Raw genomic sequence first — 17,645 nt, 5'->3', positions numbered from 1 at the left:
TGTCAGTGTTCTGAGTGTTCGCCGGGGGCGGATAGGGTGCTTCCATTGCCGCTGCTCATCGCGTCCAGCGCGGCCTTCAAGTTCGATTCGCTGTCGACAAGGAAATTGGCCGACACAACAACCTGATCCCCCGCCCGCAGACCAGAAATCAACTCGTACCAATCACCGCTGCGTGTCCCGACCGTAATCGCGGTCGGGACGAGGCGACCATCGCCACCGTCCTTGAACGCATAGGCGCCCCGACCGCTGAACATCACGGCAGAAGACGGAACGCTGAGTTTCTCACCCAGTCGATAGAAGAGCCGCGCATCACCGTACATCCCGGGCTTGAGCAACCTGGACGGATTGGGGATCTCCAGACGGGCGCGCAATGTACGGGTCTCGGAATCGACCGTCGGCGAGACGAAGATGACTGTGCCATCAAACGACTTGCCCGGCCAATACGGTAGTGACAGTTCCAGCGGCATGCCGACCTGCACGTAGGGCAGATCGGAGGCGTAGATGTCGGCGTCCCCCCAGACAACCGAGAGATCAGCGATTCTCATCAGCGACTCGTTGGGCATGACCTGATGGCCGGCGACGACGTTCTTCTCGATCACGACGCCGCTGGCCGGCGCAAAGAGCGTCATGGTGCGTTCGACAACACCGGTCCGCTCCAACTCCTGAACTTGCGCGCCGCTGATGTCCCACAACTGGAACCGTTTCCGTGTCGCGGCCAGCACGGCATCACCGGCGGGCGTGCCCTTGGCTTTCAGCGCGATCAGGTACTCCTCCTGTGCCGACACCAATTCCGGGCTGTAGAGAGTCAAGAGCGGGTCGCCTTTGCCGACCTCCTGGCCGGTGACTGCGACAAACAACTTGTCGACCCAGCCCTCGACCTTGACCGTGACATCATGCAAACGCGTCTCGTCGGCCACGATCTGTGCCGACGAACGCACGTCGCGTTCCAGCATCCGCTTTTCCACCGTCCCGAGCTTCAAGCCCATGACCTGACGCACTTCGGGCGTGATCGAGACGGCCGCGAGCCCGGGCACGCTGGACGATTCACCCCCCTCTGTGACCTCAAAGGGTACCATCTCCATCCCCATCGCGTCCTTGCCGGGATGGTCGCTCACTTCGTCGGGGTTCATGGTCGAGCGATACATCGTCTTCTTCTTCGGAGGCGCGTTCTGTCCGAACGACCCGGCATCGTCCATCGGCACGAGCGACATCATGCAGACCGGGCATTCCCCTGGCTGATCGGAGATGATCGTCGGATGCATCGGACAGTGGTACTGTACGGCGTGTGATTCAGAAGTCGCCTCGGTCTTCATCGGCGCCAGCTTCATCCCGCAGATCGGGCAATCGCCCGGCTGGTCGGACACCACGGTCGGGTGCATGGGGCAGTGATACTGTGTAACGTCGCCTGTGCCGCCGGAGCCGATCGGGGCCAGGCCGCGGCCGATGAGAAACGCCGCCGCAATCAGCAGGAGCACGATCGTGACCCACACAAACCGCTGACGGCCGCGATGCAGTGACCCCGGGTATTCCTTTCCTGTCAAGTCCGACCGGGCTTCGGCATCGCCATCGTATTCATTGGGAACAGACGTCACGGCTTCTTCTCCCGATCATCGTGTTCTGGTCGCGCGGACAGCGGGCAGCAGATCCGCATCGGTCGTGTACCGTTCGGCTTCCGCGGCGGTTCGCGCCAGCTCATTGGCGATCTTCTGGGCCATGATCCGGTCGCGGTAGATCGCCGTCGCATAGCTCAATAGAGCGATGAACGGCGTGCGATCCACGCTGTAACCCGCAAAAGCGCTCTCATAGGCTTCCTGTGCCGCGGGAATGATGCGCTCATTGTATAGGGACAGACTCGCGGCCAGCCGGACCGCCCTTCGGTGCAGCGTGCGCAGTGTGGCCTCAGTCTCACGCCACAACTGTGCCGCGTCGGCGTCGACGCTCCGTTGCATCGCCAGCATGGCACGCGCCATCTGTCCCTGCTGTCGACCGGCGAATACCGGCAATGAGAGAGTTGCCTGTACACCCACCACGTCGCGGCGTTCACTGGGCGTATCCTGTCGCAAGCCATAGGTGGCTTGCAGATTCAGCATCGGCCACTGCATGCGGCGGGCGGCCGCCGCAGAAAGACCGTATCCCTCCGCCTGATGCTCCAGTCTCCGCAGCGGCGGATAATGTGCCATTGCCGCCGCCAGCCAAGGCGCCACGCTGTCAGGCACGATTGGCATCGGCGGATCGGCCAACGCCGGTGCCGGGCTGGCCGAATCGACGCCGCGCAGTGCATTCAAGTTGTATGAGGCCTCGTCGATCGTCTGCTCGGCCGCGAGAATCTCCGCTCCCAACCGCGCGACGTCGGCCTCGGCGGCGGCGACATCCTCCTGATTGGCCAGTCCGGTAGTCAGCTTCGCGCGCGCCGCCAGGGCGACCTGTTCCAGCAACGCGTGCTGTCCGCGCAGATCGGCGAGCGTGAGACGGCGATAGTAGAGGTCGAAGTACGCCGACTTCGCCGCCGTGATCAGGTCGAGCTGCACCTGGCGACGGTCCTCGCCCGCGACGGCGGCATCGGCGGCGGCGGCTTTGGCTTGCAAACCCTTCTGCCCGGCATAGGGAATGCTCTGGCTGAGGCCGAGCATCTCCATCGTCATCCCGTCTTCACGGAAGTCGAATGAGGTGGGCAGATTGGCCACACCCACCATCAGCATGGGATCGTCCCATGCCCCCGCGGGACCGATGCGTGCCTTGGCCGCCTCCTCCATGTAGCGCACCGCCAATGCCCGATCGTTGTGGCGGAGGGCCTGAGCGACCACAGTGTCGAGCAATAGTACCCCGGACGGGGAAGTCCCACCCGAATCCGGAGCGGCGGATCCTGCCTGTGCTCGCAGCGATGCCGCAGAGATGGCGAACGCCACCGCAACGACGGCGACCATGGGAATAGGGCGCGTCACTACTCCTCTCCCTCACCTTCGTCCTTGACCCCGGCCGGGAGTTGCCCGTGTGCAGCCAGCAACGCCAGACTGCGCTCGATCCAGGCGTCGATCGCCTGTGCCTCCGCCGCGTTCGGCTTGGCGTTCCAATGAAAGAGCCGGTAGCCCAAGGGCGGCATGTCGCCGCTGTCGATCTCCTCACGGATGGCGCTCAAGTCATCCGCCGGTGTCCCGTGCCCCTGGAAGGGAAAGCCGTTGGTCATGTCAAGATGTCGACGCGCCTGCCGGATGTCGCCGTCGATCTGCCCCTTGACGATGGGGAGCCGATAATACCAGGGATAGTGTGTCTTGGTGCTGTGACAATCGAAGCACCCGCGTTCGAAGATCGGTCGGACGTCGGCGAAACCTGTTTGAATCGCTGAGTACACGGAGTCCAATCCGCTCTCAACCGCCGAGCCGGTGGGGGAATCGATGGCCGCGGTGTCTGCGGCGACCCGGCCCGACTCACGAGTCTGCGCCAGGACCGCTGCCGACAGCGCCGCGCTGATGAGAAGAACAGAAAGCATCCGGCGGGAGTTGCCCTCTACGAAGGTCCACCGCCAGTCTGGTGTCCGTTTGCCCATGAATCGTCTGTCCCTTTCCTGCTCCACACTCCGGTCTCGGCGTGAGGAAGCAACTGCCGTGCCTGATTGAACTCGTTCAAGCTGCGGCGCCAGCGGCGACGCAACCCGTTGTCCTGATTGATGAGAATGAAGACGAAGCGATCCGACTACAAGCGACTTCCGGGTGGGATCACGGAATCTGATTGATTTGGGCTACCAGTGCTCGATTTGCATCACAAAGAAGATCGAGGCATCCACGATCCGCCTCTTGGTCTGGTCTGTCCCAGCCCGAAGGGAGTGACCTTTCCTTGGTGTGTCACCGGAGGAGTCCGAGCCACTCGTCACTTGATCATCAGAGCTCGGCCGGTGAGTGGAGATTCCACCCACCGGCCGCCAGTGTCGAAAGATGTGGTCTGTGCAATCGCCTCAATCGATCAGGTCAATTCCCAATACACATCCAGACACGTGTGAGTCGCGTCGTTCCCGGCATGAAAGCGCGCCCGGACCCGATCGCCGATCTTGATCGGCTTGCGGTTGACCAGGTACCCTTTCACGATGGAACAGACGCCATCCAGCTTGACATCGATCTGGTAGTATGGGCACTCGATTTCCAATCCGGTGCCGCCGCGTTCGACGTAGGTGTATGCATAGATGTAGCCCTTGGGATCCTTGACTTCCTCCCAGACCATCGGCTGGTGGCAGTCGGGGCAATCGGCACGCGGCGGAATCCAGAGTTCGCCTTTGCCCTTGTAGATCGGGCAACGCGGATTGGTGCATTTGGTCCCCAACAGCTTCCCTTCGGTGAGACCTTTGAAATAGGGCGTCAGCAGGCCGTACGTGTGAAGATGCGTTCCCTCTTTGCCGAAACGCGGAAAGTGCAGAATCCAGGCATCACCTTTGACGGTGATTTCGGATGGAGTGGTCTTCAGGGCAACACGGTCGCTCATCATACACCTCCTACCAGGCCTTTTCGAGAACGGCACAGGTGACATGGCTGCCGACACCGGCGTGGGAGATCGCCAACCCACGCCGCGGATCCTTGACTTGCAGACTCTGCCAGTCGGACGGCTTGGTTTTGCCGTAGCGCTCCCAGAGCTTGGGATCGCCATGGAACTTGTCATACTTTCCCTGCAACTGCCAGAGGACCTCATCGGCCTGGAAGATGCCGGTGGCGCCGACCGCATGCATGGTACCCAAAAGCCCCCCGGAGAGATTGGCGGGGCATTTGCCCGGCTGGCCCGTGTGCGGGTTGGTGTGGTAGCACTCGCCGGAGCGAACGTACTCCTGCTCTTCGCCATAGAGCGTCAAGCCCACGTCGCCATATGTCTGCAGGTCGGAAATCGTGAAAGCATCATGCGTTTCCACCAGGTCGAGATCCTCAACCGGAACATGGATGCCCGCCATGCGGTAGACGAGATAGGCCGCCATGCGTGTGGCGCCGAAGCTCTCGAACCCCGGCCAGCGCCCGTCTTGCTTCTCCATCTCCGCGTACAGTTTCTTGTATCCGGCCTCGGTTTCATTCGGCAACAGGGGAATCCGCATCGGGCGACGGTCGCCGGTTCGCAGCGTGTGCGACCCGCCGGCGATGTAGAGCCGCACCGGCTTGTCGGTGAACTTGTACGCCAGCTCCTCCGAGCACAGAAGCGTGCAGGCCGAGCCGACGCTCATGGCGCAGCACTCCAGGAAACGCAAGGGATCGGACACGATGTCGCCGTTCAACACCTCGTCGACCGTGTGCCGCCCCGGCTGTTGCGAGTACGGTGAATAGCAGGCGTACAGACGGTTCTTGACGGCGATGGCGGCGCGAAGGCGTTCATCGACGTTGTACATTTCCTGGAATCGCCGCGCCATCGGGGCATAGTAACTGGCATAGTTACGAGCCAGCCGCGTCTCGAAGTCCTTGCAGGCGGCCGAGGCGATGTAGTAGTTCCCGGTCCACGTGATCACCTCATCCATCCGCTCCCAGCCGAGGACCAACGTGCAGTCGGACAGTCCGCTGGCGATGGTCGTGGCACCCATCAGCAAAGTCGAGCCGCCGGTCGCGCCGCCGGTCTTGATGCCGACGTTGCCGAGCGGATCCAACCCGATGTAATCATGAACCTTGGCCTCGCAGAGTAACTGGTCCTGGAAATGATCGGCAAACTCCCCGTAGCAGGCGAAGTTGATGTGGCCCTTGACCTCCAGGGGATCGACCTTGAGATCGTTTTCCTCCAGCATCATGCGGAAGGCCATCATGCAGAGCTCTTCCAGCTTCTTCTCCGGATACCGTTTGCGGAAGTCGCTCATCCCGGCGGCGACCATGTAGACCGGGCGGGTCCATTTGGGGATGCGCAGATTTCCCGGTGCGAATTCAATCATGTTCTCCTCCTTATGCCGAACACCGCGTGCATGTCGTCTGGGTGGTCGGATCGCCCCGCCAAGCTACCGTACCGACACACGGAATTCCAGCAGATTCGGCGCGATGTGAACAACGGCACAAAGAAGCCGGCGATCTCAACGGCCGTGACCCGCGCAGTCGGCGTACGGGGTCGATCCCGACGGCAAAAGGCTCAGGCGCTGATGTCGATAACTGATTATGCAGGTTTGCATCGGACCGCTTGGACCGTCCGGGGCGGCCGATGCAAAGGCACGCGTATGAATCAGCCGACCTATCCGCGTATCGGTGACCTCCTGGCGGCACGAGGCCTGATCACTCCCGAGCAACTCTCGGAGGCCTTGGAGGAACAGAAACGGACCGGCCGTCGTCTCGGCGACATCCTGGTGGCGCAGGGGCGGATTTCCTCGACCGACCTCGTCGACATCCTCAGCGAGCGTTTGGGTCTCCCCAAGATCACGATTCGAGGTCTCACGGCCGACCCGGAGGTCGTCAATATCATTCCCCTGCCGACGGCCAAGCGTCACCGGGTCGTACCGCTCTTCAAGATCAAGAATCGACTCACCGTGGCCATGGCCGACCCGCTCGACATGGTGGCCATCGACGAAGTCCGCTATAAGACCGGGCTTTTGGTCAATCGCGTGGTGGCGACGCCGGAGGACATCGACGCCGCCATCGCTCAGTTCTACACAGTGGCCGACAGCGTCGAGCGCGTGATCAGCGATATGCCCGCATCCGGCGGCGGGCGGGGCACTCCGATCACGGCGGAGGATGCGCCGATCGTACGGTTGGTCGAGGTGCTGTTGTCCGAGGCGATCAAGCAGAAGACCTCCGATCTGCACATCGAGCCGGCAGAAGGGCTCTTGCGCGTCCGCTTCCGCGTCGACGGGGTGCTGCGCGAGGAGGCCCAGCCCCCGGCCAATCTGCACCCGGCAATCGTGTCACGCATCAAGGTCCTGGCGGGCATGGACGTATCCGAAAAACGCATCCCCCAGGATGGGCGGTTCGCCATGACCGTAGGTAACCAGACGGTCGATCTGCGTGTCTCGACCATCCCCACAGTCCACGGGGAGAAGGTTGTCGTGCGTGTCCTCGGGCGTCATGGCATCGAGTTGACACTGGAGAGTCTGGGGCTGTCGGGGGGACAGTTGGAACTGCTGCGCTCGGAGATCCACGCCACGGAGGGGATGATCCTGATCAGTGGGCCGACCTCATCGGGAAAGACAACGACCCTCTACGCCGCGCTCAAAGAGATCACCACGCCCGAGAAGAACGTCGTGACGGTGGAGGACCCGGTTGAGTACGCGCTGCCGTTGGTCAATCAGGTGCAGGTGAACGAAAAGGCGGGACTCACCTTCCCGATCTGCCTGCGGGCGTTCATGCGCCAGAACCCCGACATCATCATGGTGGGCGAGGTCCGCGATGGCCCCACGGCGCAGATCGCCGTCCGCGCGGCGATGACCGGTCACCTCGTGCTGTCGACGATCCACACGATCGACGCCGCGGCGGCGCCCTTGCGCCTGGTCGACGTCGGCGTGGAGCCCTTCCTGGTCGCCACCGCGCTGCGCGCGGTCGTGGCGCAACGTCTGGCGCGACGGCTGTGTAATGAATGCGCCGTGGTCATCGACCCATCACCGGCCGTGGGCGAGCAACTGGGATTCGACATGCTGAGCGACATGGGAATCTGGCGCAAAGCGGTGGGTTGCCGGATGTGCCGCGGCACCGGATATGCAGGTCAAGTCGGCATCTACGAAGTATTCAACGTCGACGACGCCATCCGTCGCATGGTGGCTGAAGGACACAACGCCGCGCAACTGCGCGAGCATCTGCGCGCCCGCGGCTATCAGGATCTGCAAACACAGGGGCGCGCGCTGGTCGCCGGCGGCCTGACGACGGCCGGGGAGGTCCTACGCGTCATCCCGCGCCGGTCCGAGGTGTGGGAGGCGATCGCATAGGGCGACGTCGCCGTCGTCATGACCGGAGCCGTTCGGGGAGGGATCTGAACGAACTTCCTGACCGATCCAAGTGCCTCTAACAAAATGAATGAACGACGAGCACCCTCACTCGATCCGGCCACCGGCCGGATCGACCTCTCCCAGAGGGAGAGGTTAAGTTCCTCCCTCTCCCTCCGGTATATGGTCGGGGTGAGGGATTCGGACATGTCGGACATCGTATCACACTTCCTTGTCTATCAACGGGATAGATCACAGTTCTCTTTATGTTAGAAGTTCTAAGCACATTCCATGCCTGAATTCACCTACACTGCCGCCGACCGTAGTGGCCGCACCTTCCGGGGTCGGATCACCGCCGAGGGTCTCGGTGACGCCGGGACGCAACTGGACCGTCAGGGCCTGATTCCGCTGCGAGTGGCCCCCAAGCGGAGTCTCTCCGATTTGCGGCCCCGGGCCTGGCGTGACGTCCATTGGCGCCTGGAGGACAAGATCCTGTTCACCCAGAAGCTCGCCTCCCTGCTGAAGTCCGGGATTCCCATTCTCACCGTGCTCGATTTGATCGCGCGACAGACGGCAAACCTCCGTGTGGCAACGGCCCTCCGGCAGATCGGTGATCAGGTCGCGGGAGGGCAGACTCTCTCGGCCGCAATGGCGACCGCGTCCGGCCTCTTCGATTCGGTCTATCTCGGCGCGATTCAGACCGGCGAGTCGACAGGTCGGCTCGATACGGTCTTGGAGCAAACCGCCGCGTTCCTTGAGCGGGAGATGATCACTCGCCGCAAGATCAAGGAAACCGTGCGCTATCCGATCATGGTCGTCATCGCCATGGTCGTCGTCGGCGCCTTCGTCGTCAAGTTCGTCGTGCCGAAGTTCCTGTCCTTCTACACCCACTACGGCGGCAGCTTGCCGGCGCCGACCCGTCTGTTGATGGCAATCACCGCGGCGGTCGATCACTACTGGTGGGTGGGACCGCCGCTCGTTGCGGCCATCTGGGTGTGGTGGTGGCGCTGGACCCGAACCACCTCGGGCCGTCGCTGGCGCGATCGCATGCTGTTGCGCCTGCCGCTCGCCGGAACATTGTTCCTGAAAGTGGCTGTCAGTCGTTTTGCCCGGCTGTTCGGAGTTCTGTACTCCGCCGGCGTGCCGGTCACGACGGCTCTCGACACCGTTGCGGCCGGGATCGGGAACGAGATTGCCGCCGATGACGTCGTCGCGATGCGCCAGCGGTTGACGGTCGGGGAACCGGCCGCGGCGGCGGCGCCCGATGCCGTGATGCCTTCACTCGTTTACCAGATGATCGGGATTGGGTTTGAGTCAGGCGAGATCGAACGCATGATGGCGGAGGTCGCCCGACATTACGAACAGGAGATCGACTACGACGTTCGTCGTCTGACCGATCGCGTCCAGCCAATCCTCATCTTCGTGCTGGCCGGCGGCGTCCTCCTGCTGGCTCTGGCGGTCGTCCTGCCGATGTGGAATCTCTATACACTGTTCCGGCAATAAGATGCGAAGGCCTCGGTCAAGCGCTCGCCACCATGATACGGACGCCGGGAAGCCGTCTGCTGTGCAGCCTCCCGGCCACTGACATCAGCTCGTGCCCTCCACCTCCGCGAACCGTGCTACCGGCAGGTCCTCCGCACTCAGGTCCCCGGAAGTTCAGCCGATAACAAGGATGAACATCAGGGTCACGAAGATAACCACAATCGGAGTGCATGGAGGGTGAGTCACATGTCGATTCTGCGCAAGTTCCACGGCGACCGCGCCGGGTTCACATTGATCGAGCTGGTCATCATCATCGCGGTCTTGGGCATCCTGGCCGCCGTGGCCATTCCCCGATACGTCGACATGGTCGGCGAGGCCAAGGCGTCATCCTGCCGCGGCGCCCTGGGCGGATTGCGCTCGGGGATCTCAATCTACTACGCCAATACCGCGTTGACCACCGGCACGGCCACCTGGCCGCCGATTGCGTCGCTCCGGACCGTCGGCACCGTGATGGCGCACGAGATTCCCCGCAATCCCTATCAACTCCCGACGAATGCCCCGGATTCGATTGTCACCGGGGTGACCAAGGGCGTGATCGTGGGGACGCGTGGCGGCTGGGCCTACAATGCGGCAACCGGCGAAGTCTGGCCCAACACCAACGTGGCCGGGGAAAACAACTACTGAGGCGTCGCCGATCCGGCGCTTTCCTCCCGTCCCGAAAGGGGTCGTAGGAGAGGATGCTCTGTATGCCTTCCCGGCGACGTCGTCTGTGCGTGGGGCGGGGCCGTGATTCCGGCTTCACCCTGATTGAACTGGTCATGGTGATCGTCCTGGTGGGAATCATGGCGGCGGTCGCCATCCCGGTCATCGGCACATTCCTGACCTCATCGCAAGAGACGGCGACCAGAGACGAGATGCGGCGCCTGGCCCGGGCCATTGCCGGGTCCGATGCGGCCGGCGATCGCGGTTTCGAGGGGGATGTCGGGCACCTGCCGTCGTTGCTTGTCGACCTGGTCGTCAAGCCCGATACCGTCCCCGCGTGGAACCCGTTCCAGCATGTCGGCTGGAACGGGCCGTACATCGACAGCACGAACGGGGCGTACCTCACCGACGCCTGGGGCAGCCCCTATGTCTACACTCCGGTGTCACGCCGTATCGAGAGCAACGGCTCGGGAACACCGATCGCCATCACGTTCTGAGACGCTACCTGCGGACCGCAACTGATGTCCAGTCGCACACAGAGTCATGAACGGCGGGACCAAGGGTTCACGCTGATCGAGGTGCTGATGACCGTTGTGATCATCGGCATCCTCTCGACCGTCGCCCTGCGCGCGCTGCAAAACACGGTCGAAAGCGCCCGCATCCGCGAGACGCAGAATGAAATGGACGAGCTCGCCTTCGCCATCGCCGGGAATCCCGATCTCTACACGAACGGACTGCGGGTGGACTTTGGGTACGTCGGAGACAATGGCTCGGTCCCGGCGACACTCGACAACCTGGTTGCCAATCCCGGCGGTTGGGCAACCTGGAGGGGACCGTACATTCGCCACCGGTTCGCGGAAGATCCCACCGGCTTCAAGACGGATGCATGGGGCAATCCCTATACGCTGACCACCGGCATCACCATCGCATCCACCGGCGGCGGATCTCTGGCAATGACCAAGTCGGTCGCGTCGGCAGCCAGTGATCTCACCAGCACGCCAGTGAACGGAACAGTCACGGACGCGGCGGGTAATCCACCAGGGGACTCCAATGTCGCCGTGACAATCCGAGTCACCTATCCCAACGGCACTGGGGGCACGACGACCGCGACGGCGACTCCCTCTCCCGGGGGCGCGTTCTCATTCGCGGCCATCCCCGCGGGCATCCGCACGGTCGAGGCCATCTATCGGGCGATGAATGACACCGTGCCCGCGGTGGCCTGTCTTCTGCCGCGGAGCGGCGGCACCGTTGCCCTGCGACTGCCGCGGAGCCCCTTCGCGGCCACGGGAGGTGGGGGTGGCGGAGGAGCGCTGATTCAGTTCGTTCCCGGCACCGCGAGTTCTCCTTCGAATAACGTGCAGTTCAGCATCTTCAATGCCGGGTCGGCCGGTGCCATCATCACATCGCTCACGGCCACGTACTCTCCCACGGCCTACTATCAGACGATTCGTTGGGGTGGGACGACGGTCTTCAATCGGTCCAATCCGCGTGCCGCAAGTGGCGAAGAGTGCACATTCACCAGCGCAAGGACGATGGCCGTCGGGGCGACTGTCGTAGTGCGATTGCAGGCCTTCCGCAACGCGCCTGTCGGCGGCAGCAACGCTGACATGTCCAATGTCGATTTCACGATCACATTCAGTAACGGGCAGTCCGTGACATTCAACAGCGGCCCATAGGGTCCGCGCGCCAGGAAGTCACGATCCCCTCCGGGACCCTGCAGAGATCATTATGCCGTCGCCCACGACCATCGAGCCGATCGCGATTCGGGACAGAGGCGGCCGCGAGACTCCGGTCGGTGCGGGATTCGTGCCTCCCGGCGACGAGACACCGGGCCAGTCCGCGTGCACAGTCCTCAGGCAATGGAAGGACCCGGCACAATTCCGCGGCCGGAAGATCCAACTCGGCATTGAATACGATGGGCACGGCATCGTCGCGGTGGCTGTTGCGCCCGGCAAGCCCGCCGATGCGATCGCCGGTCTACTGGTCGAGTCATACGAGGGAACTCCCTCGCCGGAGCAGATGGCACAACATCTGCGGGAGTTGATCGGCGAGGCCCGACCCAACGTGCACATAGTCCTGGCCACTGCCCGAGCCATCGTCCGCCGCTTTCGTCTTCCTCCAGTGCCGGCGCGGCAACGCCAGCGGGCCGCGCTGTGGGAGGGGCAGAAGCTGATCCCGTTTCCCCTCAATGACCAGGAGGCGCTCCACGGGATGTGCATCACCGCTGCCGGCGCTGCGGGATGGCATGTTACGCTCGTGGCGGTGCCACGCGAGGACGCCGCGCCGATTCTCGCGGCCATTGACCGGCTCGACGGGAAGCTGCGCAGTGTGTCGGTGGTCGGCACCCAGCGCCATCGGCGCATGGAATCCGCGCGCGACAGCGACCGTAATGGGGCCGTCGCGGTATGGTCCGAGCGACGCGGGGCATTCAGCGTCTTCCGCGATGGCCAACTGACCTTCCACTTTGACTTGGGACCGATGCCAAGCCCCCCATCGGAGGCGGGCTCCCTGATCGGGGAGGCCAATGCGGCCGACATGCGCCGGTGGATCAAGACCATGGGTACGGCGATCGGCGACGCGTTCGACTTTCATCTGAATGTCGATCCAAACCGGGCCCCCGAGCATCTCACCGTAATCGGATTGCCCGCAGCGGTCGCACCCTTGGTGACGGACTGGCAGAGCCGCTTCGCTGCCGGGATCGAAATCAGCAACCCCATCGACAACCTGCTGCAGTCGGTCCCCGACGATATCGCCGCCTGGTTGCACGCCAACGCGGGAGACATCGCCCCGGCGCTGCATGCCGCATGCGGGGGCGTTGCCGTTGACCTGACACCGGGCACAATACGCCAATCGCAACTCCGACTCCGCCTGACGCAGTTGGCACGCGGCGCCTGTCTGATCTCACTTGTGGCTGTAGCGGCATCCTCGTGGTTTCTGTGGGCACACGGAAAACGCGCGGCCGAGTCCCTGAAAGCGGCGCAGTCGGAGTTGATGGCACTACAGGCCTCGCAGGTCGCCCGCAATCTGGCGTCCGCTCAACTGGCCCTGTCGCGGCAGCAGAATCTCCTGACAGTCCTCAAGACGCCCTTGACGCTCATGCCGTGGCTCAAGACCGTGCTCGCCACGCTACCCGAGAACGGACGACTGACGAACGCGATCGTCACGGTCGACTCCCTGGATCATCGTGTGCCGGAGGCCACGCTGACTGTTCGCCTCGTCGGAACGATGACTCAGGGCGGACTGTCTCACACGCTGACCTACCGTGACTGGGCTGACCGTCTCGAATCGCTCACCGGCCGTGGTCGCGTCCGTTTGCTCAATGAACGCATGGTCGACGGACAGGGTCAGCGCCTATGGGCTTTCACGGTCCAGTTGCAGCCGCTCATCAGATCCGTGACGGGGGGAGACAAATGAGAAGACTCCCTCACTGGCTGATCTGGAGCGCGGCCACGATGGCCCTGTGGGGCGTGTGGGCGTTTCTGATTCTGGGTCCGCAGCAGCGTCGTGGCCGCCAATGCCACACGGAGCTGGCGGTCACCGAACAGCAACGCCGCGCCGCGATCGCCGGTTTTGCGTCGACCCCACAACTGGTGGCACGGAGAGATTCAGCCACCGTTCAGTTGCGCCGCTTGGCGGACGGCTTCCATCGGGCGGATTCGCTCGGTCCTCTCGTCGACCGGCTCGCCAGGCTTGCGCGCGCAGCCGGTGTGAATCAGATCGATATTGACCCGGAACTCGCCTGTGTAATGGATCTTCGATCGTGCACCGGTTCGCCGTCCGTCACCGGCGTCACTCTGGATACATTACGGCTTGAATTGACGGCGACCGGAGGATTCGGGGCCATCGGCACCTGGCTGGACCGCCTCGAGGCCTGCCCCGATTTCCAACAGTGGTTTGCATGCGAGTGGGCCAAGGGCGAAACCGAAGGTGCCGTCAACTTCTCCGGACGCGCCGCCTTCTGGATCATTGTGCCTGCGGAGTCGGGCCATGAATGAACGCACCCGCAAGCGCATTGTCTATGCGACGTTCATCGGCGCCGTCATCTTCGGCCTGCTCATGCGCCCATGGGAGCGTCACCGCCGCAGCGACGTCACGACTACGACGGAATCCGTGGCGGCCACGATGGCACCGGCGGTGGTCCCGCCCGATCGCGCCGCGATCGACACGGGAATCGTCCTCGATCGTTGCGCCTTTGCACCGACGTGGCCGCGTGATCCGTTCCGGGGTCGGGTGGATCTCACCGGGACATCAACGTCGGTCATCGCGGTCGAGACGCGGCAGGCGGAGCCGGGGCTTGTGCTACAGGGTGTGATGACCGTCGAAGGCCGACGTGTTTGTGTGATCAATGGACGTGTGGGGCAAGTCGGCAGCGTGATTGACGGCTGGCGGGTACTGCGCATCGACGAGACACAAGTGGTGTTGGTGCGCGGACAGGAGACGCTTCGTCTCGACTTGTCATGATCCGCGTGCCGATTCAGGGGAAGGGATGACAGGGATGCGTCGTCATCGAAGAATCAAACGGATGCTGGCCGGACTACTGATCGTCTGGCCGGGGATCGTGCCCGCCACCGCGGCGTTCGCGATCCCGGGTCCCAAGAACGTTAGCCTGAACTTCGTATCCACTGACATCCCCGTCGTGCTGACGGCGTTGGCCGGGCAGGTCGGATTCGATCTCGTCGTGGCTCCCCAGACCGAGGGCCAGATCAATGTCAACCTGAGCGATGTTGACTGGCGCACCGCTTTGGACGCCATCGCCATGGCGAATGGGCTGTCCTACCGTTGGCGGGATGACGTGCTGGTCGTGACACCCGCCGATGCCGCCGGCGGCGGCGACATGGAGCACCGCGTGGTGAACCTGCGCTGGGCCGATCCCACCGCGGTCAAGGCGGTCCTCACCAATGTGTTGTCAACAAACGGGAAGGTCGATGTCCTGACCGCTCAGTCGTCGACACCCGCGCCACCCGGAGCCGAACGAACCAGCGTTCCGGCGCCTCTCTTGGTCATCAGCGAGACGCCGCAGGCGATGCCGGCCGTCCTCGCCCTGATCGATTCCCTCGATGTGCCGCGCCCGCAGTTTGAGATCGAGGCGAAATTCGTCGAGACAAACATCGACGACCAGCAGAGCATCGGCTTGAACTGGCCGACCCAGATCACGGCGACCATTGCCGATCGTTCCGCGACCCAGACCACCGAGGGCGAGGCCACGACCACCGTACCTCCGGCGGCACAGTATCAGATCCCCGATGGGAAGATCTGGCGATTCGGCACCTTGAACGTTGATCAACTCACCGGCGTGTTGGAGATGCTGAGCCGCAAGGGCCAGGCGCGCCTGCTGTCCGATCCGCGTGTCACCGTGCTGGAAAACGAGCGTGCCGTGATGCGGGTCACGACTCGCATTCCGGTGCAGACGCTCTCGCGGTTCACGGAAGGAACGGTCATCCAGGATATCGTCGAATTCCAGGATCTCGACGTCGGGATTTCACTGTCGGTCATTCCCCGGCTCAACGATACCGGCACCGTGACACTGGACGTCGAGCCGGTCGTGGAGGAGATCACCGGCTACACCGGGCCGGTCAACAACCAGCGGCCGATCACGGCCAAACGCACCGTGCGCACGGCGGTCCGCGTGCGCAACAATGAGACCATCGTGATCGGCGGCCTGGTGCGTGAGACGGAATACACCACCAAGAGCGGCATCTTCCTGCTGAGTGATATCCCCTTCCTCGGCGCGCTGTTCAGCCACCGCAAGGTGGAGAAGAAGAAGACCGATCTGTTGATCTTCATCACGCCGCGCATACTGGAACCCGTGGCGATCCACTGATCGGCATCAACCTCGTGGTGCCATGCACAAGCCCTCCGGGGCAGCGGCCCAGGAAGGCTTGTGCGTGCGTGCCGAAGAAGAAACGGGTCGGTGTGCTGCGTCCCGTCCGCAAGATCCAATGGTCATCGTCAACGCAGATTCAGCTCGAAGAACAGCGCCCCGGGCACAGGATTATGCCGGTAGGGCGGGATCGTCACAAGTCCGAGCGAGCGGTACAGCCCGATCGCCGTCTGCATCGCCGGCACGGTGTTCAGTCGCATGTGGGTGTATCCACACACGCGCGCCTCGGCGATGAGCCGCTGCGCCAGCAACAGCACGATCTTTTGACCACGGAATTCAGAACGCACGTAGAGTCGCTTCATCTCGCAGATGTCGGGCGATAGCGCCCGCAGGGCAATACAACCCGGCTCACGATCCCCAGCGCGTGCCAACAACAGCCGCCCCGTCGGCGGAGCGTACTCCCCGGGAAGCTCCGCCAATTCGCGGTCAAAACCCTGGAAGCAGAGATCGAAGTTGAGTGACTCGGCGTACTCCCGGAAAAGCTGTCGAACCGCGTCCAGGGCGGGTGCCTCATAGGCCGTCGTGATCACCGCGCTCACTGGTTGCCACCATTCGGGATTTGGCGAAGCTTCAACAGATGCGGGGTAATTGCTCACCCGAGGGCATATCGACGATCCGTTCGGCGCCGATGACGCTCGTCAGAGTGACAATCCCCTCTGGATCACGATGCACAACACCGATGATGGCCGCGTTGCCGCCCGGCGCATGCGCCCGCAGCAGGGTCAGCGCTGCGTCGGCCTGACCGGCGGGAACGAAGGCCACGAAGCGACCCTCATTGGCCACATGGAGCGGATCGAGTCCGAGGATTTCGCAGGCGCCGCGGACATCATCAGTGATCGGGATGGCTCGCTCTTCGATGTGAATGCGTACTGACGCATCGCCGGCAATCTCCACCAGGGCGCTGGCCAGGCCGCCGCGCGTCAAATCGCGCAGGCAGTGGACATCGATGCCCGTGTCCAGTAGGCGCGCCACCGGTGCAGCCAATGGCGCGCAATCGGACTTGATCGTGGTCTCAAACGCCAATCCCTCGCGCACCGCCATGATGGCGATCCCATGTCGTCCAAGATCGCCGGACAGGATGACCGCATCCCCCACACGTACTCGACCGGGCGCGATCATGACATCCGGCGGCACGACGCCGATACCGGCCGTGTTGACGTAGAGGCCGTCGCCGCGACCGCGTTCAACGACCTTCGTGTCGCCGGTGACAACCCGGACTTGTGCGGCCGTGGCCGCGGCGCGTATGGAGGCGGCAACGGCGCGGACGGTGGCGATCGGCGTACCCTCTTCCAAGATCATCCCCACGGAGAGGTACAAGGGCCGCGCGCCGCACATGGCCAGGTCATTGACCGTGCCATAGACAGCCAGTGTGCCGATGTCTCCGCCGGGAAAAAACAACGGCCGCACGACGTACGTGTCAGTCGTGAACGCGATCCGGCCGCCCGCGATATCGAGCAGAGCGCCGTCGTGCAGCCCGACCGGAGGAACAGCACCAAACTCGGCCAGAAAGACATCATTGATCAGGCGGTGCATCAGGCGGCCTCCGCCGCCGTGCGCCAACAAGATCGTGTCGTGATCCCAAGGCAAGGGACATGCCGGTTCGGATTGGTTCATCCCCATGCTCCGATCCGCCGTTGGTCCTCCCGACAGAATGTCAGTGCCGTTTCTTTCGGGAGGGCGAAGCTCCTGTTCACCCTGAGCGAAGCGAAAGGGCTGAGCCGGGGTCGTCTT

The 17,645-nt window shown here is 63.3% G+C and carries 16 protein-coding genes; 9 read left to right on the top strand and 7 right to left on the bottom strand.

Annotated features, from left to right (window positions below; translation table 11 throughout):
* Positions 1–2: 2 nt before the first annotated feature.
* The 5 genes from AB1792_10315 to AB1792_10295 all read right to left on the bottom strand — a co-directional run bounded on the left by AB1792_10315 (position 3) and on the right by AB1792_10295 (position 5,881).
* On the bottom strand, positions 3–1,592 hold the full coding sequence (locus tag AB1792_10315) for an efflux RND transporter periplasmic adaptor subunit (GenBank protein MEW5702610.1): 1,590 nt from the start codon (positions 1,590–1,592) through the stop codon (positions 3–5).
* Positions 1,593–1,607: 15 nt separating this feature from the next.
* Complete coding sequence (locus AB1792_10310; GenBank protein MEW5702609.1) at positions 1,608–2,942, bottom strand: TolC family protein; 1,335 nt, start codon at positions 2,940–2,942, stop codon at positions 1,608–1,610.
* Positions 2,942–3,544, bottom strand: coding sequence for a heme-binding domain-containing protein (locus AB1792_10305; GenBank protein ID MEW5702608.1), 603 nt, complete (start codon positions 3,542–3,544; stop codon positions 2,942–2,944). Before AB1792_10305 ends, AB1792_10310 begins: the two co-directional genes overlap by 1 nt.
* 413 nt (positions 3,545–3,957) lie before the next feature.
* Positions 3,958–4,470, bottom strand: a complete 513-nt coding sequence (locus AB1792_10300) for an OB-fold domain-containing protein (GenBank protein MEW5702607.1) — start codon at positions 4,468–4,470, stop codon at positions 3,958–3,960.
* Between the two features lie 10 nt (positions 4,471–4,480).
* Positions 4,481–5,881, bottom strand: coding sequence for a thiolase domain-containing protein (locus AB1792_10295; GenBank protein MEW5702606.1), 1,401 nt, complete (start codon positions 5,879–5,881; stop codon positions 4,481–4,483).
* Between the two features lie 276 nt (positions 5,882–6,157).
* Between AB1792_10295 and AB1792_10290 the strand changes: the two genes are divergently transcribed.
* The 9 genes from AB1792_10290 (at position 6,158) to AB1792_10250 (ending at position 15,854) form a co-directional block, all read left to right on the top strand.
* Complete coding sequence (locus AB1792_10290; GenBank protein MEW5702605.1) at positions 6,158–7,852, top strand: ATPase, T2SS/T4P/T4SS family; 1,695 nt, start codon at positions 6,158–6,160, stop codon at positions 7,850–7,852.
* A gap of 288 nt (positions 7,853–8,140) precedes the next feature.
* The gene (locus AB1792_10285; protein MEW5702604.1) at positions 8,141–9,352 is read left to right on the top strand and encodes a type II secretion system F family protein; all 1,212 of its coding nucleotides are present in this window, start codon (positions 8,141–8,143) and stop codon (positions 9,350–9,352) included.
* Positions 9,353–9,577: 225 nt separating this feature from the next.
* On the top strand, positions 9,578–10,015 hold the full coding sequence (locus AB1792_10280) for a prepilin-type N-terminal cleavage/methylation domain-containing protein (protein MEW5702603.1): 438 nt from the start codon (positions 9,578–9,580) through the stop codon (positions 10,013–10,015).
* A gap of 62 nt (positions 10,016–10,077) precedes the next feature.
* Positions 10,078–10,530, top strand: a complete 453-nt coding sequence (locus AB1792_10275) for a prepilin-type N-terminal cleavage/methylation domain-containing protein (protein ID MEW5702602.1) — start codon at positions 10,078–10,080, stop codon at positions 10,528–10,530.
* Between the two features lie 24 nt (positions 10,531–10,554).
* Complete coding sequence (locus tag AB1792_10270; protein MEW5702601.1) at positions 10,555–11,709, top strand: prepilin-type N-terminal cleavage/methylation domain-containing protein; 1,155 nt, start codon at positions 10,555–10,557, stop codon at positions 11,707–11,709.
* 52 nt (positions 11,710–11,761) lie between these two features.
* Positions 11,762–13,447 carry a hypothetical protein gene (locus AB1792_10265; protein MEW5702600.1) on the top strand — a complete coding sequence of 562 codons (1,686 nt, stop codon included), beginning with the start codon at positions 11,762–11,764 and terminating at the stop codon, positions 13,445–13,447.
* Complete coding sequence (locus AB1792_10260) at positions 13,444–14,028, top strand: hypothetical protein (GenBank protein MEW5702599.1); 585 nt, start codon at positions 13,444–13,446, stop codon at positions 14,026–14,028. The genes AB1792_10265 and AB1792_10260 overlap by 4 nt, the downstream gene beginning before the upstream one ends.
* A complete protein-coding gene (locus tag AB1792_10255) occupies positions 14,021–14,494 on the top strand; it encodes a hypothetical protein (GenBank protein MEW5702598.1) in 474 nt (157 codons plus the stop codon). The genes AB1792_10260 and AB1792_10255 overlap by 8 nt, the downstream gene beginning before the upstream one ends.
* A 34-nt stretch (positions 14,495–14,528) precedes the next feature.
* Positions 14,529–15,854 carry a hypothetical protein gene (locus AB1792_10250; GenBank protein ID MEW5702597.1) on the top strand — a complete coding sequence of 442 codons (1,326 nt, stop codon included), beginning with the start codon at positions 14,529–14,531 and terminating at the stop codon, positions 15,852–15,854.
* Between the two features lie 128 nt (positions 15,855–15,982).
* Here the strand turns inward: AB1792_10250 and AB1792_10245 are convergent, their stop codons facing one another.
* Positions 15,983–16,453, bottom strand: a complete 471-nt coding sequence (locus AB1792_10245) for a GNAT family N-acetyltransferase (protein MEW5702596.1) — start codon at positions 16,451–16,453, stop codon at positions 15,983–15,985.
* Positions 16,454–16,484: 31 nt separating this feature from the next.
* Positions 16,485–17,528, bottom strand: coding sequence for a hydrogenase expression/formation protein HypE (hypE, locus tag AB1792_10240; GenBank protein ID MEW5702595.1), 1,044 nt, complete (start codon positions 17,526–17,528; stop codon positions 16,485–16,487).
* Between the last annotated feature and the right edge of the window lie 117 nt (positions 17,529–17,645).

This window comes from Candidatus Zixiibacteriota bacterium (assembly GCA_040752595.1).
GTDB lineage: Bacteria > Zixibacteria > MSB-5A5 > WJJR01 > WJJR01 > JACQFV01.
This window is presented reverse-complemented; position numbering and strand designations above follow the sequence as displayed.